This window comes from Polyangium mundeleinium, assembly GCF_028369105.1.
Taxonomy (GTDB): Bacteria; Myxococcota_A; Polyangia; order Polyangiales; family Polyangiaceae; genus Polyangium; species Polyangium mundeleinium.
Genome location: NZ_JAQNDO010000001.1, coordinates 8,414,914 through 8,437,971, shown reverse-complemented (window position 1 = coordinate 8,437,971; position 23,058 = coordinate 8,414,914). Strand labels below are relative to the sequence as shown.

Genomic DNA, 23,058 nt, shown 5'->3' with positions numbered 1-23,058 from the left:
CGCGGGAGAAGCGGCAATCGCGGGGCCTGAATCACGGCGGCGCGGCTTTCTTTGACGCGGGCCGGGCCCTGCTAAGCTCCGCGCCCATGCGTGGCCCTGCGAACGCCGAGGACCCCTCGACGACGTCTCCGCGGCGTGGATCGATCCGACTCGGCCTGCTCGGGTGCGGCACGGTGGGCGGCGGCGTGCTCGAGCTCTGCGCGGCGAACGCGCGGTGGCTCGAAGGCCGGGTCGGCGCGCCCCTCGAAGTGCGCCGCGTGCTCGTCCGTGATCCCCGGAAAGAGCGCGTCGTCGCTTGTGATCCGCGCTGGATCACCACGCGCCCCGAGGACGTCGTCGACGACCCGGAGATCGACGTCGTCGTCGAGGTGATGGGCGGCGAGGGGGCTGCGCTCGAGCTCGTGGAGCGCGCGATCTCGGCGGGCAAGGGCGTCGTCACGGCGAACAAGCTGCTCCTGGCCAAGCATGGGCCGCGCCTTGTCGACCTTGCGATCGCGCGCGGGACCGATCTCGCGTTCGAGGGCGCCGTCGGCGGCGGCATCCCCATCATCCGCACCCTGCGCGAGGCGTTCGCGAGCGACTGGGTCGAGCGGCTCGCGGGTATCGTCAACGGCACCTGCAACTACGTGCTCGGGCGCATGCGCGAGGGCGGGCTCAGCCTCGACGAGGCCGTGCGCGAGGCCCAGGCGAAGGGCTACGCCGAGGCCGATCCCTCGCTCGACACCGGTGGCCACGACGCCGCGCACAAGCTCTGCGTGCTGGCGATGCTGGCCTTCGGCGCGCGCGTCCCGGCGAGCGCGCTCCACGTCGAGGGGATCGAGGGCATCGAGGAGCGGGATCATCGGTATGCCGAGCGCTTCGGCTACGTGATCAAGCACCTCGCGATCGGCCGTGATTTCGGCGACGCGATCGAGCTCCGTGTGCATCCGACGCTCATCCCGAAGACGAGCGTGCTCGCGAACGTGTCGGGCGTCTTGAACGCGATCCTGCTCGAAGGCCGCGCGCTCGGCCCGTGCATGCTTTATGGCCGTGGCGCTGGTGATCTGCGACGGCCGTGAGCGTGGTGAGTGACATCCTCGACGTCGGGCGCTCGATCGTGGCGGGCGCGTCGGGGCTGCTCACGCGGGGCATTGCGATGGAGCCGCGCCCGCTCAAGCCGCAGGAGGACGTCGAGACGCGGTATTACTTGCGCCTCTCGGCGCCGGAGCGGCCGGGGCTCATGGCGCGGATTGCGGGCGGGCTCGGGGAGCTCGGCGTGAGCCTGGAGCAGATGGTGCAGCCGGAGCGCCCCGCGACGCCGGGGGATCCCGTGGACATCGTGGTCATCACCCACGTGGCGCGGGAAGGGAACGTGACGGCTGCGCTCGAACGGATGCGCGCGGAGGGGCTCTTCGCCGCGCCGCCGCGCCTGTACCGCATCGAGGTCTCGTGACGACCTCGCACCTGGATCCCGACGCACCGCTTGGCGTCTTCGACTCCGGCCTCGGCGGGTTGACCGTCGTGCGCGCGCTTCGTGCGCGGTGCCCTGCGGAGGACATCGTCTACCTCGGTGACACGGCGCGCGTGCCTTACGGGACGCGATCTGCGGAGACGGTCGTGCGTTACGCGCTCGGGTGCGCGCGGGTCCTCGTGAATCGCGGCGTGAAGGCGATCGTGGTCGCGTGCAACACGGTCAGCGCCGTGGCGCTCGACATGCTGCGCGTGGAGCTCGATAGGCCCGTGCTCGGCGTGATCGTGCCGGGCGCGCGGGCGGCGGTCGCGGCGGCGGAGGGCGGGGCGGTGGGTGTGCTCGGCACGACGGGGACGATCACCTCGGGCGCGTATCCGCGCGCGGTTGCTTCGCTCTCTACGCGGACCGAGGTGTTTGGCCAGCCTGCGCCGCTGCTCGTCTCGCTGGCGGAGGAGGGGTGGCTCGAAGGCGAGGTGCCGCGGCTCGTCTCGCAGCGTTACCTCGAACCGCTGGTGCGCGCGGGGGCGCGCTGCGTGGTGCTCGGATGCACGCATTTCCCCCTGCTCCAACAGGTGATCGAGGCTGAAGCGGCCTCGATCGCGGGCAAGCCGATTCCGATTGTGGACAGCGCGTCGGCGACGGCGGACGACGTCTCGACGTTCCTCGCGGAGCGAGGACAACGGACGACGCGGACGACGCGGGGCAAGCTCGAGCTCTTCGTGACGGATCTCCCGAAGAGCTTTTCCACCGTCGCCGAGCGATTCTTGGGCGAACCACTCGGCGACGTGCACCAGATCGATCTTTAGAAGCCTTCGTCCTTCTAGAACTGGTGGGCTTCGGTCGACTCGTTCAGCGCGAGTGTCGAGGCGAGGCCGCCTGAGACGACCTGCGCGACCTGATCGAAGTAGCCTGTGCCTACCTCGCGTTGGTGGCGCGTGGCCGTGTAGCCGGCTTTCTCTGCGGCGAACTCGGCTTGCTGCAGCTCCGAGTAGGCGCTCATGCCGCGCACTTTGTACTCGCGGGCGAGCTCGTACATCCCGTGGTTCAGCGCGTGGAAGCCGGCCAGCGTGACGAACTGGAACTTGTAGCCCAGCGCGCCGAGCTCGCGCTGGAACTTTGCGATCGTCAGATCGTCGAGATTCTTCTTCCAGTTGAAGGACGGCGAGCAGTTGTAGGCGAGCAGCTTGCCCGGGAACTTTTCGTGGACGCTCTCGGCGAACTTGCGCGCTTCGTCGAGGTCCGGCGTGCTCGTCTCGCACCAGATCATGTCTGCGTAGGGCGCGTAGGCGAGCGCGCGCGCGATGGCTGCGTCGAGCCCGCCCTTGAACTGGAAGAATCCCTCGGGCGTGCGCTGCCCTGTCAGGAACGGGCGATCTCGCGGATCCACGTCGCTCGTCAGCAGCTTCGCGCTGTCGGCGTCCGTGCGGGCCACGAGGAGCGTTGGCACGCCCATCACGTCCGACGCGAGCCGCGCGGCCACGAGCGTCCGGACGAACTGGCTCGTCGGCACCAGCACCTTGCCGCCCATGTGGCCGCACTTCTTCTCCGAGGCGAGCTGGTCCTCGAAATGCACGCCTGCGGCGCCGGCCTCGATCATCCCCTTCATCAGCTCGAAGGCGTTCAGCGGCCCGCCGAAGCCGGCCTCTGCGTCGGCCACGATCGGCGCGAGCCAGTGCCGCTCTCGTTTGCCCTCGGCGTGCTCGATCTGGTCGGCGCGGAGCAGGGCTTGGTTGATCCGTCGCACCACGCTCGGGACGCTGTTGGCCGGGTAGAGGCTCTGATCCGGGTACATCTCGCCTGCGAGGTTTGCGTCCGCCGCGACCTGCCAGCCGCTCAGGTAGATCGCCTTCAGCCCGGCGCGCACCTGCTGCATGGCCTGGTTGCCCGTCAGGGCGCCGAGCGCTGCCACGTAGTCCTCGGTGTGCAAGAGCTCCCAGAGCCGCTGCGCGCCGAGCTTCGCGATCGTGTGCTCGATGTGGAACGAGCCGCGCAGGCGCTCGACGTCGGCCTCCGTGTACGGACGGGCGATGCCTTCCCAGCGGTTCGGCACGAGGCCGTTGCTGGGGACAGCGGACGATCGAACGGGAAGCGGATACGCGACGGACATGGGTCTCTCTCCTTCAGCGGTTCATGCGGCGACGGGCGACGTGTCGGTTTTCCCCGCCAAATTGGAAGACAGGGCGAGGAGACGTTCGTACGCGGGCAGCGTGAGGAACTCCTCGAGCTCCTCCGAGGTGGTCAGCGTGGTGAAGAGCTCGCGGGCTTCCTCGAAGCGACCGTGGGCGAAGGCCTCGGCGCCGCGCTCCTTTGCGAGCTCTTCCATCGTCTCGTCGATCGTCCGGACGAGCCGCGCGTGATCGAGCGGCGTGCCCTCGACGGACACGCCGTGGTGTTGCCACTGCCAGACTTGCGCGCGGCAGATCTCGGCCGTCGCGGCGTCTTCCATCAGGTCGTAGAGCGGCACGCATCCCACGCCGCGTAGCCATGCCTCGATGTAGAGGATGCCGACCTTGATGTTGTGCCGGAGCCCCGCCTCGGTGCGCGGACCGTCGGGGACACGCAGCAGATCCTCCGCGTGGACGTTCACGTCTTCGCGCTTCACGTCGAGCTGGTTGGGTCCGTCCATGTGCGCGTCGAAGATCTGGCGCGCGATCGGCACGAGCCCCGGGTGCGCGACCCACGTCCCGTCGTGTCCCGCGTGCACCTCGCGGAGTTTGTCCGCTCGAACCTTGTCCAGGGCGGCGCGGCCGCGCGCTTCGTCGCCTTTGATCGGGATCTGCGCGGCCATTCCGCCCATCGCGTGTGCGCCGCGGCGGTGGCACGTCTTGACGACGAGGTCCGTGTAGGCCTTCAGGAACGGACGATCCATCGTGATCAGGCCACGGTCTGGCAGGATGAATGCCGGATCGGAGCCGAGCTTCTTGATGAAGCTGAAGATGTAGTCCCAGCGGCCGCAGTTCAGCCCGGCCGAGTGGTCGCGCAGCTCGTAGAGGATCTCGTCCATCTCGAACGCAGCGGGCAGCGTCTCGATGAGCACGGTGGCGCGAAGGGTGCCGGGCGGCAGATCCAGCTCGGCCTGCGCGCGCAAAAAGACGTCGTTCCAGAGGCGCGCCTCGAGGTGGCTCTCGAGCTTCGGCAGGTAGAAATAGGGGCGCTTGCCGCGCTCCACGAGGGCGCTGGCGTTGTGAAAGAAGTACAGGCCGAAATCGAAGAGCGACCCGGGCACGGGGAGACCGTCCACGAGCACGTGTTTCTCCGGCAGGTGCAGCCCGCGCGGTCGAACGAAGAGGACGGCCGTTCGTTCTCCGAGCGTGTACGACTTGCCCGACGTGGGATCGACGTAGCCGATCGAGCCCCGCACGGCGTCGGCGAGATTTTTTTGCCCTTCGACGAGGTTCGCGAATGTCGGCGACGTCGCGTCTTCGAAGTCGGCCATGAACACGTTCGCGCCGGAGTTCAGGGCATTGATGATCATCTTCCGGTCGACGGGGCCGGTGATCTCGACGCGTCGATCCTGGATGTCGTCGGGGATGGCCGCGACGGACCAAGGGGCGGCGCGGAGCTCGGCCGTCTCTTCGAGGAAATCGGGGCGCTCGCCGGCGAGGAAGCGCGCGCGCCGCTCGGCTCGCCGGGCGAGGAGCGCGTCGATGCGCCCGCGAAAGGCGCGCGTGAGGTCGGTTATGAAGCGAAGCGCCTCGGGCGTGAGCACATCGCCCTGGGAGGGGGTGTTCGGACCGAGGATGGCGACCTGCGAGGAGGTTCCGTGCATGGCTCAACGCTCCGCGTCCAACGCTGCGCGTCGTGACATAAGAACTATTTGGCGTTTGCCTTCTGTCGTCAATGAACGAAACAAATTCATGATGTTACGTATGTACGGTTCCAACGTTTGACTTGCAGTCACGCTTGTAAAGATTGTAAACTCCCTTTGGCGGTCACCGAGCAAACCGCAAGAGCTCCGCCGCTTTGCGCTATGGCCGAAAATACGATGCTGGGCGGAAAGGTGAGGGCGCTGCGTCGACGCGAAAACATGACGCAGGGGCAACTGGCCGATCGGCTGGGGATCTCTCCGAGCTACCTCAACCTGATCGAGAACAACCGGCGCCCCCTCACAGCGCCCATGCTCATCAAGCTGGCGCAGCTCTTCGAACTCGACCTGTCCACGTTCGGGACAAGCGGAGACGTCTCGATCGTCTCGGATCTACGCGAAGCCTTCGGTGATCCGCTCTTCGACAACCACAACGTGACGACGAGCGATCTGAAGGAGCTCGCAGGCAGCTCGCCCGCCCTCGCAAAAGCCGTCATCGCCCTCTATCGCGCCTATCGCGATACCCGAGAATCCGCCGAAACACTGTCCGAGCGGCTCGAAGGAGGCGAAGGCGTGGCCGGCATGGAGCCCACGCGATTGCCCACGGAAGAGGTCAACGACCTGATCCAGCGGCACATGAACCACTTCCCCACGCTCGAGGACGCCGCCGACGAAGTCCGCGCCCGCAGCAGGCTCGAATCCGACGACGTCTACCGTTCGCTCGTGCGCTACCTCGATCAGGAGCACGGCGTCGATGTCCGCCTGCTGCACGTCGCCGACGAACGCAAGGCCATGCGCCGCTACGATCGCGAAGCACGGCGCCTCAGTCTGTCCGAGCTTCTGCCGCCGCGCAGCCGGCGCTTCCAGCTCGCGCACCAGATCGGCCTGCTCTCGGCAAGCGACACCATCGACAGGCTGCTCGAAAGCGAGAGCGGTCTCTCCAACCCGGAATCACGCGCGCTCGCCCGCGTAGCACTCGCCAACTACTTCGCCGCCGCGCTGCTCATGCCCTACGTGCCGTTCTACGAGGCCGCGCGCGCCGAGCGATACGACATCGAGCTCCTGGCCCACCGCTTCGGCACGAGCTTCGAGCAAGTCTGCCACCGCCTGACCACCCTGCGCCGGCCAAGCGCCGAGGGCGTGCCCTTCCACTTCCTGCGCATCGACATCGCCGGCAACATCTCCAAACGCTTCAGCGGCTCCGGCATCCGCTTCGCGCGCTTCAACGGCGCCTGCCCTCGCTGGGCCGTCCACACGGCGTTCCTGACCCCAGGGATGATCCGGGTGCAGCTCTCCCGCATGACCGACGGGACGAGGTACTTCTGCGTCGCAAGGACCGTGCGCAACGATCGCGGCGGCTACCACGCGCCCCACTCGATGCTCTCCGTGAGCATCGGCTGCGAGGCAAGGTTCGCCAAAGAGCTCGTGTATTCCGACGGCGTCGACGTGGAGAGCCACGAAGCCCTCGTTCCCGTAGGCGTGACGTGCAGGCTCTGCGAGCACCACGACTGCGAGCAACGCGTCTTCCCGCCGATGCAGCACCCCCTCCGGATCGACGAGAACCTGCGCGGCGTGAGCTTTTTCGGGCCCACGCCGAAGCGATGAGGTTTGGGGGAGCGTAGCGCCGGGGTTTCACCCCGGACCCGACGAGGGGCTGTCCGCCCCTCGACCCGGACCAGCCAGGGGCTGGACCCAGGGTTGAAAAACTGCGCTCCGCGCAGTTTTTCAAACAGGCCCGGGCAAGACCAGCAGCGGGGTTGCCAACCGAGACAGGCGCGTGGCCGTCCAGGGGGCCGTTGGCAAGACCATGGGGGGGTTCGCTGGCGTCGGTTCGATGAGCTGCGCGATACGCAGTTCATCGATGAGGCCGTGTCTTCAAGCTTGGGGGGCCGAGCCAAAAGGCGACGGGGACGTGTGTGCGAGGGATGGGGGGCATGGTCCGGAGGTACGAGGCCGTGCCTTGGAGGGACGGGGACGTGTCTCTGGGGCATGCGGCCGAGCCTCCGGAGGTACGAGGCCGTGCCTTGGAGGGACGGGGACGTGTCTCTGGGGCGTGCGGCCGAGCCTCCGGAGGTACGAGGCCGTGCCTTGGAGGAACGGGGGCGATGGAAGGCGCGGCGGGCTCGTGGCGTCGAGAGATGGGCACGATGCGGGAGACCATAGGCTCATCGCCTTAGACCTACGGCCCCATCACCGAAGACCTACGGCTCCATCACGTGGTGGGACGGAGCCGTGCTGTTTGGCACTTGAGGCCATCACGTCACGACACGACGTCATGCGACGAGGCGTTGGCCGCCGACCTGTCAGCGCTGCGGCCTCTGCTGGCACCCCGGCTTCTTCGTCGGCCTGTTTGAAAAACTGCGCACCGCGCAGTTTTTCAACCCTGGGTCCAGCCCCTGGCTGGTCCGGGGTCGAGGGGGCGGACAGCCCCTCGCGGGGTCCGGGGCGGCGCCCCGGCGGCGGCGCTTCCCAGATGAGACCGATGGCAGGTCAGATGCCGACGAGGGCGGAGAGCGCTTTTTCGAGGTCGGTCATGCGCGTCTTCGCGCGTTCTTCGGCCGCGGAGATGGCCTCGCCCGGCGTGATGGGCTCGCGGATGTCGAAGTAGAATTTGATCTTGGGCTCGGTCCCGCTCGGTCGCGCGATGATGCGGCTGCCACCCTCGAGATCCAGCGCGATCATGTTGCTCTTCGGGAGCGTGAGCGGCTCGGTGCGGCCGTCCGGGAACGTGCGGACCTGCGCCTGGAAATCCGAGAGCGCAAGCACGGCGAGCGCGCCAACGCGCGAGGGCTTCGACGCACGCAGCCGATCCATCGCGGCCTGGATCTGCGCAACGCCCTCGGTGCCCGGCAAGGTCACCGAGCGCTGCCCACTCGCGTAGAGGCCATACCGGCGCGAGAGGGCTTCGAGCTCGTCGAGCACGCTCTTGCCGCCGGCCTGAATCACGCTCGCGAGCTCGGCAAAGACGAGCGCCGCGCCAATGCCATCCTTGTCACGCACGAGCGTGCCCACCGTGTACCCGAGCGCCTCCTCGTACCCGAAGACGAACGCCGCGCCCTCCGCGCGTTCGAGATCCATCGCGCGATTCGCGATCCACTTGAAGCCGGTCAGCGTCTCCTCGTACCGAACCCCGTGCGCGCGCGCGATCGCGCCAAGCATGGGCGACGAGACGATCGACGCGATCACGAGCTTCTTCTGAGCGCCCTCGACAGGGGCATCGTCCGACAAACAAGCCGGCGTGCGCGTGAGCAGGTAATGGCCGAGCAGCGTGCCGACCTGGTTGCCCGTGAGCTGCGTGTATCCGCCCTCGGGGCGGCGCACGGCGACGGCGAGGCGATCGACGTCGGGATCGTTCGCCAGGATGAGCGTCGCGCCCTCACGCTCCGCGAGCGCGAAGGACAGATCCATCGCGCCCTTCTCCTCGGGGTTCGGGAACGCCACGGTCGGGAACGCGCCGTCCGGCTCCGCCTGCTCGGGCACGGTCGTGACCCGGGAAAACCCCGCCGCCGCGAGCGCCGCCCGCACGAGCCGATTCCCCACGCCGTGCAGCGGCGTGTACACGATCGCGAGCGAACGATCCCCGTCGCCCCGCACGGAGAGCGCGGCGATCGCGGCAAGATACCGATCGTCGAGATCGTTCGGGAACGAACGAACGAGCCCCTTCGCGCGGGCCTCGTCGAGGTCCATCCGAGGCACGTCCTTCGCCGCCGGGGAAGCGTCGATCGCGGCCGCGATGCCCTTGTCGTGCGGCGGGATGATCTGCGCGCCGTTGCCCCAGTAGACCTTGTAGCCGTTGTACTCGGGCGGGTTGTGGCTGGCCGTGATCATGACGCCGGCCACAGCCCCGAGCTCATTCACCGCGTACGCCGTGACGGGCGTGGGGCAGGGGATCGGCGAGAGGATCGCCGGGATGCCCGCCGCGGCGAGGGTGCACGCGGTGTCCTCGGCGAACTCGCGGCTCATCCGCCGGCCGTCGTAGCCAATCACGACCCCTCGCGCGCGCGCGGCAGCCTCGTCCGCCGCGAGGAGATACCGCGCGAGCCCGGCCGACGTCCGCAATACGACCGCGCGGTTCATGCGCGTCTCGCCCGCGCCGATGACGCCTCGGAGCCCAGCCGTGCCGAACTCGAGCGGGCCCGCGAAGCGCTCGGCGAGCTCCCGTAGCGCGCTCGCCTTCTGCGCCGGATCTTCGGCGGAGGAGGCGAGCTCCGTCAGGCGGGTGAGCTCGGCGCGGGTCTCGGGATCGGGGTCGGCTTCGAGCCAGCGTTGGGCGCGCGGGAGGAGGTCGGTCATCGTGCGGAGAGTTGTATCACCGCTTCTCTTTCGCGAGCGCCTCCGCGAAGAGCGTGTCGTACCGGCCGCCCACGAACGCCTCCGACGCCAGCACCTGGCGCAGGAACGGCAGGTTCGTCGCCGCCTGCCCGGCAGGCCCCACGAGCTCGAGCGTGGTCAGGGCGAGCGCCTCGTCGAGCCGGGCGATCGCCTCGGCGCGGCTCCGGCCGGACGCGACGACCTTGGCGATCATCGGATCGTAGAAGGGCGTGACCTCCGAGCCCTCCTCGACCCCGGTCTCGATCCGCAAATCCCCGCCGGCCGGAGCCCACACGAGCTTGGCGATACGCCCGGGCTGCGGGGCGAACTTTTTCGCAGGATCCTCGGCGTAGACGCGCGCCTCGATCGAGTGCCCTCGCCCCTCGGCCGCGAGCACCTCGGGCGCGAGGCGCTCCCCGGCGGCGACGCGGATCTGCTGCTCGACGAGGTCGATCCCCCAGACCATCTCGGTCACGCAGTGCTCGACCTGGAGCCGCGCGTTGACCTCGAGGAAGAAGATTTCACCGTCGCCCGAAGCGACGAACTCGACCGTGCCGGCGCCGACGTACCCGACGCTCTGCACGATCCGCTTGGCCTGCTCGAAGAGATCCTTCCGTTTGGCCTCGCCCGCTTCGCCCTGGAAAAACGGCGCCGGCGAGGGGCTCTCCTCCACGATCTTCTGGTGCCGGCGCTGCACGCTGCACTCGCGCTCGCCGAGCGCGACCACGTTGCCGTGCGTGTCGGCCAGGATCTGCACCTCGATGTGCTTGGGCGCGCGCATGTACCGCTCGAGGTAAACGCGCGCGTCGCCAAACGCGCTCTTGCCGCGATCCGAGCAAGCCGTGAGCGCGCGCGGGAGTTTTCCGAGGTCCTCGACGATCTGCATCCCGATGCCGCCGCCGCCGCCCGCGGCCTTGACCAGGATCGGCAGGCCGATGCGCTCGGCCTCGCGCGTGGCGAACTCCACGTCGTCCGCGGCGATCGGCCCGTCCGTGCCCGGCGGCGGCGAGACGCCGACGCGCTTGGCCACCTCGCGCGCCTTGATCTTGTCGCCGAAGGCGTCGAGCGCCTCGGGGCGCGGGCCGATGAAGACGATGCCGGCGTCGTTCACGGCGCGGCAGAAGGCCTCTTTCTCGCTGAGCAGGCCGTAGCCGGGGTGGATCGCGCGCGCGCCGGTCTGCTTGGCCGCGGCGATGACCGCGTCCATCGAGAGATAGCTGTCCTTGACGGGCGGCGGTCCGATCCGCACGGCTTCGTCGGCCATGCGGACGTGCGGGGCGTTCGCGTCGGCGTCCGAGTAGACGGCGACGACGGCAATCCCGAGGCGTTTGCAGGTGCGGGCGACGCGGCAGGCGATCTCGCCGCGGTTGGCGATGAGGATCTTTTCGAACACGGTCCCAGCGATGTGCGCGTGGGACCGCGAGACGTCAAGCGCGGTCGATCTACGACGCCGAGTTCCTGAATGCCTTGACCTTCGGCTTCGCCCCGAGCAGCACGAGCTGCCCGCACGCGGCCGAGACATCGTCCCCGCGCCGGCGCCGGATGAAGCACGAGTAACCCGCGCCCACGAGGGCCTTCTGGAACGCGAAGACGCGCGTCATCTCGGGCGGCCCGAGCGTCGAGGCCTCGATCGGGTTCATCGGGATCAAATTGATCTTCACCGGCACGCCCCGGAGCAGCCGCGCGAGTTTGTTCGCCTCGGCCACGTCGTCGTTTTTCCCGGAGACGAGCGTGTACTCGATCGTGATGCGCCTTCGCCGTTGCATCGGGTAGGCCTTGAGCGCCGCGAGCAGCTCCGCGATCGGGTACTTCTTGTTGATGGGCATCAGCGCCGAGCGGCTCTCGTCGTCGGCCGCGTGCAGCGAGATGGCGAGCGCGATCTGCCCATTGAAATCACGACCGAGCCGCGCGATCTCCGGGACGAGGCCCGAGGTCGAGACGGTCACGCGGCGCGTGGAGAGCGCGATCCCGTCGGGGTGCGTGAGCAGCCGCAGCGCGCGTGCCGTGCCCTCGTAGTTGTGCAGCGGCTCGCCCATGCCCATGAACACGACGTTCCGCAGCGCCTCATCCTCGTCGAGCAGCGCGCGCCCGAGCAGGATCTGCGCGACGATCTCCTCCGGCCCGAGGTGCCGCTTCCACCCAGCCACGCCGCTCGCGCAGAACACGCACCCCATCGCGCAGCCGACCTGCGTGGAGATGCACTGGGTCACGCGGGTTTTCCCGCGAAAGGCCTCCTCCGTGGTCGCGTCGTCCTCTTCCTCGTCGTCGTCCGCGGCGGCCGCGTCGGCGTCGATCTCGGACTCCTGGCGCGCGCCGGGGCCACTCACCGCGGGCAGGAGGACAGTCTCGATCGTGGCGCCGTCCTTCAAGCGCACGACGAGCTTGCGCGTGCCGTCGGCCGAGCGGTGGACGTGCACGATCTCGGCGATCGATCCGAGCCCTTCCTCGGCGAGGGCGGCGCGCAGGCGCGCGGACACGTTGGTCATCGCGGCGGGGTCGACGACGCCGTGGCGGTGAATCCAGTTGAAGATCTGCTTGGCCGCGAAGGCCCGCTCGCCGCGCGCGGCGAGCGCGTCGCGCCATTCTTCGGGGAGACGCGCGATGGGATGGACGGGGGCGGCAGGCTTCACGATGGCGTCGTGGTTAGTGCGCGCGAGACGGAGCGGCAAGGGAGCGAACAAAAGTTACCGCGAGGACAGGGTCGCCTTACGCATCGGGATCGCCCGTCGAAACGGCCAGGACGGACACACGAGCCCGTTTGCTTTACGGGTGATGGAATCTGTCGTAGCCTCGTTGAATCCCGAAATAGAACGGACCTAGGGAGTACACCATGGGTGTGAGCTTTTCCCAGGCAGCGCGGCGAGTGGCGACGAAGTACGTCGATGCCTCGTCTCTCGACGCCGCTGTGGAGGTACTGGGAGCGCGTGCCGACAAGGACGTCGACGCGCTGGATTCCGAAGGCAAGGCGAGCCTGATCAGCTTCCTCGTGCGCAACCTCCGCGAGCTCAGCGTGGAAGAGGCCACCGAGCTCGAGCGCAAGCTGCTCCGCGAGATGGGCGCCGTGCCGAAGCCGATGAAGACGATCGTCGTGAAGGACGACATCTCGGTGATCACGCTGCGCAACTACGTCCGGTACCTCTGTGTCTACCTCGGGATGGAGTGGAACCGAGGCATGCTCCTGCAGTCGGCCGTCTCGGACCTGGCCCGCTTCGCGCTCACGCGCGGCGCCGGCACGTTCGAGATCTCGGCGGCGCGCGAGAAGGTGAGCTTCCGCGTGCACATCGACGGGCAGGTGGCGATTGGCGGCGCGTGGCTCTCCACGTCGAACGAGCCGCTGCTCGCGGGCGTGCGCAACCTGGCGCGAGGTCTCCGGAGCACCTCCGGCGCGCAAGGATCGCAGCTCGAGTTCGACGTCGAGTGGGCGGCCGTCGCCTGACCGTCGGGCTCGCCTCGCGAATCTCGCGAACAAGGGGAAGAGAAAAACGTCATGGGGATCGTGCTGGACTTGTTCGCGCTTCCGCGGGCCGAGCGCTCGCGGACGCGCAAGCTTCGTGATGCGTTTTTCAGCGCTTATCTGGAAAAGAACCCCGACGCGCACCGCGTCGAGGTCGACCTCGTGAAGGACGCGGAGAAGCTGCCGGCCTGGGACGAGTGGGACGTCCAGACCAAGTTCGAGATGCTGTACGGCGAGGGCAACCTCGACGAGGAGATGGCCACGCGCTGGAACGCGCTCAGCCGGTGGACCGATCAGCTCCACCAGGCGAACCTGATCGTGCTCTCCACGCCCATGTGGAACCTCTCGATCCCGTGGCAGCTCAAGCGCTGGATCGACGCGGTCGTGCAGGCGCGCCTCACGTTCGAGGTCCAAAAGGGCGAGTTCAAGGGCCTGCTCGGCGGGCGCCCCGTCGTCCTGCTCGTCTCGCGTGACGGCGCGTATCCGCCGGGCTCGCCGTTCGCGTCCTGGGATTTTCAAGTCCCCTACCTGAAGACGATCCTCGGGCTCATGGGCCTCGGCCCGTTCCACGAGATCATCGCCGAGCCGATGGGCCTCATGGGCCCGAAGGTCGGGAAAGAGGCGCTCGACGCGGCCGTCGGGCGCGCCGCCGAGCTCGCCAAGACGCTGTAGAGGACGACGTCCTCACCCCCAGGCCCCTCTCCCGCGCGGGAGAGGGGCGCCTCAGGGCACCGAGGCGATGTCCTTCGGCGCCCGCTTCACCCGCTCCAGGCTCCGCGTGCTGAAGTAGACGTGCGTCGCGTCGACCGCGATGTAACACGGCCGATCCTGCCCGCTCGCGAGGACGATCGGCTCACCGCCCGTGAGGCGCTGCTTCAGGATGCGCCCGCCCGTGCTCGCGTTCGTTCCTCCGACGTTGCCCGGATCCGTCCAGTAGACCGCGTCGCCGTCGATCGCCATCCCGCACATTTGCGTGTCGGCGACCGCCACGTCGAGCGCCGGGCCGCCTTTGACGGGCGCCTTTCGCACGACGGCGCGCGTGCCCGCGAGATCCTTCGCCGAGATCCAGTACACGTCCGTGCCGACGATCGTGATGCGTTTGACCCAATCCTGGCCGGGGGAGACGACCTCGATCGGGCCCCCCGCGATCGGCATCCGCACGACCTCGCCCTGCTTGTACACGTCGCGCCGCGACCAGTACACGTGCGTCGCGTCCACGGCGAGCCCGTTCGGCTGGCGCTCGCCCGCCGCGAGCACCTTGTGCGCTCCGCCCGCGAGCGGCGCGCCCGCCACGAAGCCGTCGACGTAGTCGCGATCCACGTTGCCCCCGTCGAGCCAGTACACGTGTGTCGCAGAGATCGCCATCGCGGTCGGATTCACGATCCTCGAGGCGAGCACGCGCGGCTCGCCCGATCCGTCGAGCGGGAAAGCCGTGATCGTACCTTGCCCGTCGACCATGAGGCCGCCCCCATCCACGACGACGAGCACGTCCTTGCCGAGCGCGACGTCGAGCGGCATGCGCCCCGATCCGAGAAGGGTCTCCGCGCCGCCCATCACGGGGACCGAGAGGATCCGCTGCCCGAGCAGCGACTCGCCGAAGTAGACACGTTTCCCGTCGGTCGCGAGGCCCGCGACGAGCGCCTTGCCTTGCGAGACCACGAGATCCCCAGGCTGCGCAGGCGCGCGCGTGCCGAGCATGCCCCGATCCTGGATCATCGGTTGATGGACGCCCGGGTTTGTCATTCGCAACGGGTCCCAGGCGCGCTCTTCCTCCTGGCGCGTTCGGGAAAAGAGAAACGCGGCCTGGGCGACGAGGACGACGAGGATGGCCCAGCGCCACGGGCGTGCCGGCGCGGGCGAAGGTCGTTTCGAGGCGTTCACGCGCGGCATGCTAACCGGCCTCGGGCTGACGCGGGCGAGGGAAGGAGGACGGCCGGCGCAGGCCGCGCGTGCTACGGGTTCGTCATGGCCAGGCCTTTTGATCCTGTCGTCGTCCCCCCGCTCGCAGAGCAGCGTGGTCAGACCTTCCCCCGCCTCGTCGAGCTCATGCAACGCCTGCTCGCGCCGGACGGCTGCCCGTGGGACCGAAAGCAGTCGTTCGAGACGCTGCGCAAGTACGTGCTCGAAGAGGCGTGCGAGGTGATCGACGCGATCGACACCGGGGATCGCGGCGAGCTGCGCGGCGAGCTCGGGGATCTGCTCCTGCAGGTCGTGTTCCAGGCGGAGCTCGGGCGCGCGGAGGGGGCGTTTGGTCCCGACGACGTGGTCGCCGCGATTTGCGAGAAGCTCGTGCGGCGGCATCCGCACGTCTTCGCGGACACGACGGTCGAGGACGCGGACGAGGTCTTGCGCAACTGGGAGCTCATCAAGGCGAAAGAGCGCGCGGACAAGCCCAAGCAAGGGATTCTCTCGGGCGTGCCGCGCAGCTTGCCGGCGCTCGTGCGGGCGCAGCGCATCGGGGAGAAGGTCGCGCGCGTGGGCTTCGACTGGCCGGACGTCGCGGGATCACGGGCCAAGGTGGCCGAGGAGATCCGCGAGCTCGACGAGGCGATCGCGACGGGCGACGCCGGGGAGATCGAGGCGGAGCTCGGCGATGCGCTCTTCGCGCTGGTGAACCTCGCGCGGCACGTGAACGTGGACGCCGAGAGCGCGCTGCGTCGCACGATCGACAAGTTCACGCGCCGCTTCGACCACGTCGAAGCCCGCGTCCGCGAGCGCCACGGCGGCTGGCCCGATCCGGGCGGGGAGGATCACCTCACGTTGCAGGAGCTCGACGTCTACTGGGAGGAGTCCAAGAAATCGGGTAGGTAAAGCGCATGTCCGAACAGGTCCTCTTGGTCGAGCACGAAGGCCCCGTCGCCGTCGTCACGTTGAACAGGCCCCGGGCGAAAAATGCGCTCGACGCGGAGCTCCTCGGCGCGCTCCTCGAGACGTTGCCGCGGCTCGGCGCAGACGCGTCGGTGCGCGCGGTGGTGCTGACGGGCGCGGGCGGCGCGTTCTGCGCGGGCGCGGATCTCAAGAACGCGATGGGCAGCCTGCAGGCCGCGGGCGGCTTCGACGCGATCATGGATCGCTACCACGGGATCATTCGCGCGATCGTGAACGCGCCGAAGCCGTTCGTCGCGATGGTCGAGGGCCCGGCCGTGGGCTTCGGCTGTGATCTCGCGCTCGCGTGTGATCTTCGGATGTTCGGCCAGGACGCCTACCTGGAGGAGCGCTTCGTGAAGATCGGGCTCATGCCGGACGGCGGTGGCTCGTTCTGGCTCCCGCGCCTCGTCGGCCTCGGGCGCGCGATGGAGATCATGCTGACGGGCGATCGCATCACGGCCGATCACGCCGTCTCGCTCGGCCTCGCGAACCACGTCCTCCCGTCGGCCGAGCTCCGCGGGGAGACGATGAAGCTCGCCGCGCGCCTCGCGAAGGGGCCGCCGCTCGCGTATGCCGAGATCAAGAGCGCCGTCCGGAAGAGCCTCGGCAGCACGATCGACGAGGCGCTCGATCGCGAGAAGGCCGGGCAGGTGAAGCTCCTGCAGTCGGCCGACTGCATGGAGGGCGTGCTCGCCTGGATGGAGAAGCGCGAGCCTTCGTTTCAGGGCAAGTGATCGGAGCCCCGCGCGCCGGGGCGCCCGATCGATGCTCTAGTACAGTCGCTGGCCGAGCTCGCGGACGTTGATCTCCGCGAACACGCCGTAGTGATCGGAGGGCGCGACGCCGTCCTGGTTCTCCGTCATCACGACCTCCGCCGAGAGCGGCTTGCCGCGGCCCGTGCCGAGCTCAGGCCCGCGCACGAGGATGTAATCGATGCGGCGCGGGAACTCGTGCGTCAGCGCGGCGTATGGGTTCTTCTCCGAGTCGAACGTGTTGCCCGGGGGCGCGCCGAGGTGCTCGAAGCAGTCGGTGAAGTGCACGCTCTTGCCCCCGAGCGACTGGAGCCCGAGCAAAAATCGCATCTCCGCCGAGTGCGACACGGCGTTGAAGTCGCCGACGAGCACCGCAGGAAGATCCGCGCCGACCGGGGCCTCGTGCATCACGTGCTCGGCGATGGAGAGGACCTGGGCTTCGCGCGCCACGCCGTCGTGGAACTTCCAGTTGAGGTGCGTCACGAAAAACGGGAGGGAGCCCGCGGGCGTGCGGATGCGCGCGTGGAGCAGCGCGCGCCGCTCCTCGTCGCCGGCCGTGGGCAGCGGCAGCACCGAGCGTTTCTCGATCGGGAAGCGCGAGAGCACGGCGTTGCCGAAATGCATGCCGTCGCCGAGATCGTGGGCCATGCCGAAGGCGGCGTCGTAGCCGAGGCCCTCGCGGATCTCGTCGGCCTGCGTGCGATCGTTGTAGAGGATGACCTCTTGCAGCCCGATGACGTCCGGCGAGAGGCGGCGGATCCCTTCGCGGATGAGCTCGAGCCGCCGCTCCCAGGGGCCTTTCTTGTTCCAGATGTTGAGCGTGAGGACGCGCAGCCGTTCCATGCTCCTTCCGGGCTACGCCACGATGGCGGCTCAGGCGAGCGGCCGAGGGGGCGTCGCGCCGCGTAATTTTTTCGGTCTTCCGAGCGCGCGCGCGGGCGCGGCCTCCGTGGCTGACCGAGACGTGCGCGTCGAGCCGTGGTAGCAAGGCGCTCGAAACGGGGTTTGGGGCGTAGCTCGGCTCGTCCGAGCGCAGCCCCAAGCGTCGAAGGGAAAGGACGGAGGCGATGAAACGCGTCGTGACCCTGGGAGCCCTGGCCTGCTTGGCCCTTTTCTCGTCGCTCGGGTGTTCGAGCAAGATGGATCCGAAGGAGTGCGACAAGATCCGGGGGGAGGCCTTCGACCTCCTCAACAAGGCACAGCACTGCAACGTCGACGGCGACTGCAAGCAGAGCGATTGGCCCGGCTGCGCGAAGCCCGTGAACGGGCAGACGCTCGACACGATCAAGCCGATGGCCGAGAACTACAAGAAGGGCCAGTGCGAGGAGCCCAAGGTCCAGTGCTCCACGCCGCCCGAGAGCTACTGCAAGCAGGGCCTCTGCGTGCACCGCCACAAGGGCACGCCCGAAGGCGCGGGCGCGCCGGCCGGCGACATCATCGTGAAGTGAGGGGCCGCAGGATCTCGTGATGGAAGCGAGCTCGTTTTACGCAGGCAAGCGCGTGGTCGTGACCGGCGCGGGGGGCTTCATCGGCAGCCACCTCGTGGAGGCCCTCGTGCGCGAGGGCGCGAGCGTGCGCGCGCTCGTCCGCTACACGTCGAGCTCGCAGCGCGGCCACCTCGATCGCGTCCCCGCGAGCGTGCTTGGGAACGTGGAGGTCGTCCTCGGCAACGTCGAGGATGCCGCCTGCGTGCGCAAGCTCGTGCGGGGCGCGGACGTGGTCTTCCACCTCGCTGCGTTGATCGGGATCCCCTACTCGTACGTGGCCCCGCACCAGTACGTCGCGACGAACGTGTCGGGCACGTTGAACGTGCTCGAAGCGGCGCGCGAGCACGGCGCCCGCATGGTGCACACGTCGACGAGCGAGACCTACGGATCGGCGCGGTATGCGCCGATCGACGAGGCGCACCCGCTCACGGGGCAGTCGCCTTACTCGGCGACGAAGATCGCCGCGGACAAACTCGCCGAAAGTTATTTCCTCTCGTTCGGCACGCCCGTCGCCACGATCCGCCCCTTCAACACGTACGGCCCGCGCCAGTCGTCGCGCGCGTTCATCCCGAGCGTGATGAAGCAGCTCGCGGCCGGCCGCGACGTCGTGCGCGTGGGCAGCACGCGGCCGAAGCGCGACCTCAACTTCGTCGAGGACACCGTGGCGGGGTTCCTCGCGGTCGGCGCGAGTGATCGGGCCCTCGGGCAGGTGATCAACGTGGGCAGCGGCCGGACGATCTCCATGGGCGAGCTCGCCCAGCTCATCTTCACGATCTCGGGCAAACCGGCGCGCCTCGAGACGGACGACGCGCGCGTGCGGCCCGACGCGAGCGAGGTCGAACTCCTGCTTGCCGATGGACGCAAGGCCAAGGACCTCGTCGGATACGAGCCGCGCGTGACCCTCGAAGAAGGGCTCCAGAAGACGTGGGCGTACGTCCTCGAGCGCATCGCCGACTATCGGCCGGACGAGTACGCGATCTGATCGGATCCGAGCATGTGGAAGATCCCCCTCTGCGACCTTCATTTTGGCCCTGAAGAGATCCAAGCCGCGGCCGACGTCGTGGCCTCGGGTTGGCTCACGATGGGCGAGCGCACGCAGGCCTTCGAGCGAGCGCTCGGCGAGGCGTTCGGCACGACGGGCGTGCTCGCCATGACGAACTGCACGGCGGCGCTGCACCTCGCCTACCTCGCCGTGGGCGTCGGGCCCGGCGACGAGGTGATCTGCCCGAGCCTCACGTTCGTGGCGACGGCGAACGCCGCGCTCACGACGGGTGCGGACGTCGTGCTCGCCGACATCGTCGGGCCGGACGATCTCACGATCGATCCCGCGGACGTCGAGCGGAAGATCACGAAGCGCACGAAGGCGATCACGGTCGTGCATTACGCCGGCTTCCCGTGCGACATGGACGCGATCCTCGCGATTGCGGAGCGGCACGGCGTCGCGGTGATCGAGGACGCGGCGCACGCGCCGCTCGCGACCTGGAAGGGCCGCGCCCTCGGGACGATCGGCGACGTCGGCTGCTACAGCTTCTTCTCGAACAAGAACCTCTCGACCGGGGAGGGCGGCGCGGTCGCCGCGCGCACCGAGGAGCTTCGCCAGCGCTGCAAGCTCCTGCGATCGCACGGGATGACGACGCTCACGCTCGAGCGCCACAAGGGGCACGCGTTCTCCTACGACGTGGTCCTCGCGGGGCAGAACTACCGCATCGACGAGATCCGCAGCGCGATCGGCCTCGTGCAGCTCGGGCGCCTCGCGGAGGGCAACCGCATGCGCCGCGCCGTCGTGACGCGCTACCGCGAGCGCCTCGGCGCGATCAGCCGTGTGCACGTCCCGTTCCGCGATTTTGAGGCGCGCGGGGTAGGGGAGGGCGCCTACCACATCATGCCCGTGCTCCTGCCCGAGGGCACGCCGCGCGAGGCCGTGATGGCCGCGATGAAGGCCCGTGGGATCCAGACGAGCGTGCATTACAAGCCGATCCACGCCTTCTCGTTCCACGGCACCACCGAGCGTGTGCGTCGAGACAACCTCGCCCGCACGGACGCGTTTGCCCCCCGCGAGATCACGCTCCCGCTCTACCCGCGCATGACCGACGCGCAGGTCGACGAGGTGTGCACGGCGCTCGACGCGTCGCTGCGCGAAGTGGTTCCGGGCTGAAGGTCGTTCGGCGCCAGAACACGCCGAGCAGCCTGTCGGCGAGGTGCAGGCCGAGCGCCACCGCGAACACGAGCGCGAGGTGTGGCGCATGCATCCGGAGCATCGCCAGCCAGAGCGAGCGTGTTGCGGAGGACCCTGCGGATCCTTCGTTGGAGGCCGAAGGATCCGCGGGTTCCCCTTGCCTTCCAATCGGCGCGGCGGGCGCGCCTCTCGCTCTGCTCGTGGCGAAGCCTCGGCTTTCACGAGGCTACCCTTCGCGACGGGTCGAGGATATAAGGGCCCCTTCCCGAGGGACGATGCCGATGAAGAATAAGAAATACCGCTGCCTCGTGTGCGCCCACGTCTACGATCCGGCGATCGGCGATCCGGACAGCGGCGTCGCGCCGGGCACGGCGTTCGCGGACATCCCAGACGACTGGTATTGCCCCGAATGCGGAGCGACGAAGGCCGATTTCGAGCAGATGGACGATTGAACCGTCATAACGTCGTCGCTCGGTCCGTGCGCCACGGGCGTCAGGCCCACGCCTTCGCGCGTGGTTGGCAAGATCGCGGCGAGGCGGACCTTGACGGGCCTTTTCGCCGTCGGCTAGGATCGGCCTGTTTCTTACCATCCAAAGGTTATAGAGGACACACCACCGACACGGATCGTTGGTGCCGCCGACGAGGGCAGGTCGAGACCGGCCGTTCGTCGAGCGGGCGAGCAGCCCAAAGCGTGGGTTGTGATACGGAAAGGAACGGGCGCATTCGAATGGACGTATGGATCCGGCCTCGCTGCGCGCGTTCCGCGTGGCCCTCGCTCCGCGAGGGCGTTCGTCCGGGAAGACGCGGAAGAAGTCGGGGTTTGTCCCCGTACCGAAGCCTGCTGATCGTGGTACCCTCGTGACCGATTGCCGGAAAGGGAGGTTTGCGTGAAAAAGTCCAGCTGGGCTTCGAGCTTTTCGCTCGCGATCTCGGCGCTCCTCGCCGCCACGGCTTATGCCGCGTGCACCGATTCATACCAGGACCCGGAGGCGTCGGGCGCCGGCACGGGGCCGGGAGGGCCGGGTGGAACGGGCGGCGACGGCGGCTCCGGCGGCGTCATCATCGATACCGACAGCGGTGTCGGCTGCGATGACACGTGCTCGAACGACCTCACGGCGGTCGTCGATTGTTATGGCCAGGTCAAGGTGCAATGCACCCCGGACCAGGGCTGCGCGAATGCGAAGTGCATCAACGACCCCTGCCAGGCCGCGGAGGAGTCGAAGAGCTCGTACGGCTGCGATTACTGGGCGCTCAAGACGGCGCTCCGGCCGCAGGCCGACGGCGCGTGTTTCGCCGCATTCGTAGCGAATACCTGGTCGAAGCCGGTGCACCTCCAGGTCTCGCGGAAGGGCTCGTCGCTCGATCCGGCGACGTTCGCGTACATCCCGAGCATCGGCGCGAACGGCACGATCCAGTACGACGCCTACAACGAGGCGACGGGCATCGACGTGGGGCAGGTGGCGATCCTGTTCCTGTCGCGCAAGTCGGCGGGCGCGAGCGTCGTCGACTGCCCGAAGCCCGCGGCGCTGAACCTCGACACCGGCGTGATCGACACGGGCAAGGGCGACGCCTTCCACATCACCACGGACTACCCCGTCGTGGCCTACCAGATCTCGCCGTACGGCGGCGGTCAGGCGTACGTCAGCTCGGCCACGCTGCTGCTCCCGACGAGCGCTTGGGACACCAACTATCTCGCCATCAACGCGTACAAGGCGAGCGAGGTCTTCCCCGACGCCTGGCCCTCGATGGCGATCCTCGCGCACCAGGACAACACGAAGGTCACGCTCCTGCCGAACGTGGCGGTCGTCGGCGGCGGCGGCATCCCCGCGTCCGAGGCGAACAAGCCCGCCGAGTACATGTTGAACGCGGGCCAGTTCCTGCAGATCACGCAGCCCGAGGAGCTCACGGGCAGCCCGATCGGTTCGGACAAGCCGATCGCCGTGTTCGGCGCGTCGAAATGCATGAACGTGCCGTCGATGCAGGACGACTGCGATTCGGGCCAGCAGCAGCTCGCGCCGGTGCGCGCGCTCGGCAACGAATACGCGGCCGTGCGGTACAAGAGCCGTTCGGCGGCGACCGAGGAGTCGTCGCGGTGGCGGCTCGTCGGCGCGGTCGACGGGACGGTCCTCACCTGGACGCCCACGAAGCCCGCGGGCGCGCCCGCGATGATCAACCAGGGCCAGGTGCTCGAGTTCGAGGATCCGGGGCCGTTTGTCGTGCGCAGCCAGGACGTGCAGCACCCGTTCTACTTGGGCGCCTACATGACGGGTGGCGCGCCGTTCGCGAACGTCGGCGATCCGGACTGGGTCAATGTGGTGCCGCCGCAGCAGTTCCTGAAGCGCTACGTCCTCTTCACGGACCCGACGTACCCGGAGACGAGCCTGGTTGTGGTGCGCGTCAAGTCGAAGACGACCGGCGACTTTGCCCCCGTCACGCTCAAGTGCAAGGGCGAGCTCGACGGCTGGCAGGCCGTCGGCGACTATGAGTTCACCCGCGTGGACCTCGTGAAGGGCGACTTCCAGGGCGTCGACGGCTGCACGAACGGGCCGCAGGAGATGTCGAGCACGCAGCCCTTCGGTGCCACCGTATGGGGCTGGGGCACGACGCAGCAGACCCTCCGCGTGTCGTACGCCTATCCGGCGGGCGCCGGATTCCTGCCCATCAACGAGATCGTCGTTCCGCCGACGCCGAAGTGACCGTCCACGACACTCGGGTGGCCGCGCGCGAAGTGAAGGAGGGGCGCGCGACGGCCACC

At 68.6% G+C, this 23,058-nt stretch carries 20 protein-coding genes; 13 read left to right on the top strand and 7 right to left on the bottom strand.

Annotated elements, in window-relative coordinates; translation table 11 throughout:
- The first annotated feature begins 86 nt into the window (after positions 1-86).
- From POL67_RS33520 to murI, 3 genes are read left to right on the top strand one after another with little or no spacing between them, the layout of a single operon-like run.
- Positions 87-1,058 (top strand): homoserine dehydrogenase, encoded by a 972-nt coding sequence (locus POL67_RS33520; protein WP_271924665.1) that lies wholly within the window; start codon positions 87-89, stop codon positions 1,056-1,058.
- Entirely contained in the window at positions 1,055-1,432 is a 378-nt protein-coding gene (locus tag POL67_RS53805) for an ACT domain-containing protein (RefSeq protein ID WP_271924663.1), read from the top strand. Before POL67_RS33520 ends, POL67_RS53805 begins: the two co-directional genes overlap by 4 nt.
- Complete coding sequence (gene murI, locus POL67_RS33510) at positions 1,429-2,256, top strand: glutamate racemase (RefSeq protein WP_271924661.1); 828 nt, start codon at positions 1,429-1,431, stop codon at positions 2,254-2,256. The genes POL67_RS53805 and murI overlap by 4 nt, the downstream gene beginning before the upstream one ends.
- A gap of 14 nt (positions 2,257-2,270) precedes the next feature.
- Here the strand turns inward: murI and aceA are convergent, their stop codons facing one another.
- Both aceA and aceB read right to left on the bottom strand, forming a co-directional pair.
- Positions 2,271-3,557, bottom strand: coding sequence for an isocitrate lyase (aceA, locus tag POL67_RS33505; RefSeq protein ID WP_271924659.1), 1,287 nt, complete (start codon positions 3,555-3,557; stop codon positions 2,271-2,273).
- Between the two features lie 21 nt (positions 3,558-3,578).
- Positions 3,579-5,219 carry a malate synthase A gene (gene aceB / locus POL67_RS33500; protein ID WP_271924657.1) on the bottom strand — a complete coding sequence of 547 codons (1,641 nt, stop codon included), beginning with the start codon at positions 5,217-5,219 and terminating at the stop codon, positions 3,579-3,581.
- A gap of 201 nt (positions 5,220-5,420) precedes the next feature.
- Here aceB and POL67_RS33495 point away from each other — a divergent pair, with 201 nt between their 5' ends.
- On the top strand, positions 5,421-6,860 hold the full coding sequence (locus POL67_RS33495) for a helix-turn-helix domain-containing protein (RefSeq protein ID WP_271924655.1): 1,440 nt from the start codon (positions 5,421-5,423) through the stop codon (positions 6,858-6,860).
- An 885-nt stretch (positions 6,861-7,745) separates the two neighbouring features.
- Here the strand turns inward: POL67_RS33495 and POL67_RS33490 are convergent.
- The 3 genes from POL67_RS33490 to rlmN are packed head-to-tail and all read right to left on the bottom strand — an operon-like array spanning position 7,746 to position 12,196.
- Entirely contained in the window at positions 7,746-9,548 is a 1,803-nt protein-coding gene (locus POL67_RS33490) for a phospho-sugar mutase (RefSeq protein ID WP_271924653.1), read from the bottom strand.
- A 16-nt stretch (positions 9,549-9,564) separates the two neighbouring features.
- A complete protein-coding gene (locus POL67_RS33485) occupies positions 9,565-10,959 on the bottom strand; it encodes an acetyl-CoA carboxylase biotin carboxylase subunit (protein WP_271924652.1) in 1,395 nt (464 codons plus the stop codon).
- Between the two features lie 49 nt (positions 10,960-11,008).
- Positions 11,009-12,196 (bottom strand): dual-specificity RNA methyltransferase RlmN, encoded by a 1,188-nt coding sequence (rlmN, locus tag POL67_RS33480; RefSeq protein ID WP_271924649.1) that lies wholly within the window; start codon positions 12,194-12,196, stop codon positions 11,009-11,011.
- Positions 12,197-12,396: 200 nt separating this feature from the next.
- Here rlmN and POL67_RS33475 point away from each other — a divergent pair, with 200 nt between their 5' ends.
- Positions 12,397-13,002, top strand: a complete 606-nt coding sequence (locus POL67_RS33475) for a hypothetical protein (protein WP_271924647.1) — start codon at positions 12,397-12,399, stop codon at positions 13,000-13,002.
- 51 nt (positions 13,003-13,053) lie between these two features.
- Positions 13,054-13,692: an FMN-dependent NADH-azoreductase gene (locus tag POL67_RS33470; RefSeq protein ID WP_271924645.1), complete on the top strand. Its 639-nt coding sequence runs from the start codon at positions 13,054-13,056 to the stop codon at positions 13,690-13,692.
- A 51-nt stretch (positions 13,693-13,743) separates the two neighbouring features.
- Here the strand turns inward: POL67_RS33470 and POL67_RS33465 are convergent, their stop codons facing one another.
- Entirely contained in the window at positions 13,744-14,901 is a 1,158-nt protein-coding gene (locus tag POL67_RS33465; protein WP_271924643.1) for a hypothetical protein, read from the bottom strand.
- Positions 14,902-14,985: 84 nt separating this feature from the next.
- Between POL67_RS33465 and mazG the strand changes: the two genes are divergently transcribed.
- On the top strand, positions 14,986-15,831 hold the full coding sequence (gene mazG / locus POL67_RS33460; protein ID WP_271924641.1) for a nucleoside triphosphate pyrophosphohydrolase: 846 nt from the start codon (positions 14,986-14,988) through the stop codon (positions 15,829-15,831).
- A 5-nt stretch (positions 15,832-15,836) separates the two neighbouring features.
- On the top strand, positions 15,837-16,622 hold the full coding sequence (locus tag POL67_RS33455) for an enoyl-CoA hydratase (protein WP_271924639.1): 786 nt from the start codon (positions 15,837-15,839) through the stop codon (positions 16,620-16,622).
- Positions 16,623-16,658: 36 nt separating this feature from the next.
- Here the strand turns inward: POL67_RS33455 and POL67_RS33450 are convergent, their stop codons facing one another.
- Positions 16,659-17,483: an endonuclease/exonuclease/phosphatase family protein gene (locus POL67_RS33450; RefSeq protein WP_271924637.1), complete on the bottom strand. Its 825-nt coding sequence runs from the start codon at positions 17,481-17,483 to the stop codon at positions 16,659-16,661.
- A 224-nt stretch (positions 17,484-17,707) separates the two neighbouring features.
- Between POL67_RS33450 and POL67_RS33445 the strand changes: the two genes are divergently transcribed.
- From POL67_RS33445 to POL67_RS33425, 5 genes are all read left to right on the top strand, one after another.
- Positions 17,708-18,088 (top strand): hypothetical protein, encoded by a 381-nt coding sequence (locus POL67_RS33445; RefSeq protein ID WP_271924635.1) that lies wholly within the window; start codon positions 17,708-17,710, stop codon positions 18,086-18,088.
- Between the two features lie 19 nt (positions 18,089-18,107).
- Positions 18,108-19,109 carry a GDP-mannose 4,6-dehydratase gene (locus tag POL67_RS33440; RefSeq protein WP_271924633.1) on the top strand — a complete coding sequence of 334 codons (1,002 nt, stop codon included), beginning with the start codon at positions 18,108-18,110 and terminating at the stop codon, positions 19,107-19,109.
- 12 nt (positions 19,110-19,121) lie between these two features.
- Positions 19,122-20,282: a DegT/DnrJ/EryC1/StrS family aminotransferase gene (locus tag POL67_RS33435; RefSeq protein WP_271924631.1), complete on the top strand. Its 1,161-nt coding sequence runs from the start codon at positions 19,122-19,124 to the stop codon at positions 20,280-20,282.
- Positions 20,283-20,584: 302 nt separating this feature from the next.
- Complete coding sequence (gene rd, locus POL67_RS33430; RefSeq protein ID WP_271924629.1) at positions 20,585-20,755, top strand: rubredoxin; 171 nt, start codon at positions 20,585-20,587, stop codon at positions 20,753-20,755.
- A 435-nt stretch (positions 20,756-21,190) separates the two neighbouring features.
- Positions 21,191-22,999: an IgGFc-binding protein gene (locus tag POL67_RS33425; RefSeq protein WP_271924627.1), complete on the top strand. Its 1,809-nt coding sequence runs from the start codon at positions 21,191-21,193 to the stop codon at positions 22,997-22,999.
- Positions 23,000-23,058 lie beyond the last annotated feature (59 nt).

Bases quoted from the DNA above. Each gene is read 5' to 3' on its own strand.
- POL67_RS33520 (WP_271924665.1), top strand. From the start codon at position 87: ATGCGTGGCCCTGCGAACGCCGAGGACCCCTCGACGACGTCTCCGCGG.
- aceA (WP_271924659.1), bottom strand. From the start codon at position 3,557: ATGTCCGTCGCGTATCCGCTTCCCGTTCGATCGTCCGCTGTCCCCAGC.
- aceB (WP_271924657.1), bottom strand. From the start codon at position 5,219: ATGCACGGAACCTCCTCGCAGGTCGCCATCCTCGGTCCGAACACCCCC.
- POL67_RS33495 (WP_271924655.1), top strand. From the start codon at position 5,421: ATGGCCGAAAATACGATGCTGGGCGGAAAGGTGAGGGCGCTGCGTCGA.
- POL67_RS33490 (WP_271924653.1), bottom strand. From the start codon at position 9,548: ATGACCGACCTCCTCCCGCGCGCCCAACGCTGGCTCGAAGCCGACCCC.
- POL67_RS33475 (WP_271924647.1), top strand. From the start codon at position 12,397: ATGGGTGTGAGCTTTTCCCAGGCAGCGCGGCGAGTGGCGACGAAGTAC.
- POL67_RS33470 (WP_271924645.1), top strand. From the start codon at position 13,054: ATGGGGATCGTGCTGGACTTGTTCGCGCTTCCGCGGGCCGAGCGCTCG.
- mazG (WP_271924641.1), top strand. From the start codon at position 14,986: ATGGCCAGGCCTTTTGATCCTGTCGTCGTCCCCCCGCTCGCAGAGCAG.
- POL67_RS33455 (WP_271924639.1), top strand. From the start codon at position 15,837: ATGTCCGAACAGGTCCTCTTGGTCGAGCACGAAGGCCCCGTCGCCGTC.
- POL67_RS33450 (WP_271924637.1), bottom strand. From the start codon at position 17,483: ATGGAACGGCTGCGCGTCCTCACGCTCAACATCTGGAACAAGAAAGGC.
- POL67_RS33445 (WP_271924635.1), top strand. From the start codon at position 17,708: ATGAAACGCGTCGTGACCCTGGGAGCCCTGGCCTGCTTGGCCCTTTTC.
- POL67_RS33440 (WP_271924633.1), top strand. From the start codon at position 18,108: ATGGAAGCGAGCTCGTTTTACGCAGGCAAGCGCGTGGTCGTGACCGGC.
- POL67_RS33435 (WP_271924631.1), top strand. From the start codon at position 19,122: ATGTGGAAGATCCCCCTCTGCGACCTTCATTTTGGCCCTGAAGAGATC.
- rd (WP_271924629.1), top strand. From the start codon at position 20,585: ATGAAGAATAAGAAATACCGCTGCCTCGTGTGCGCCCACGTCTACGAT.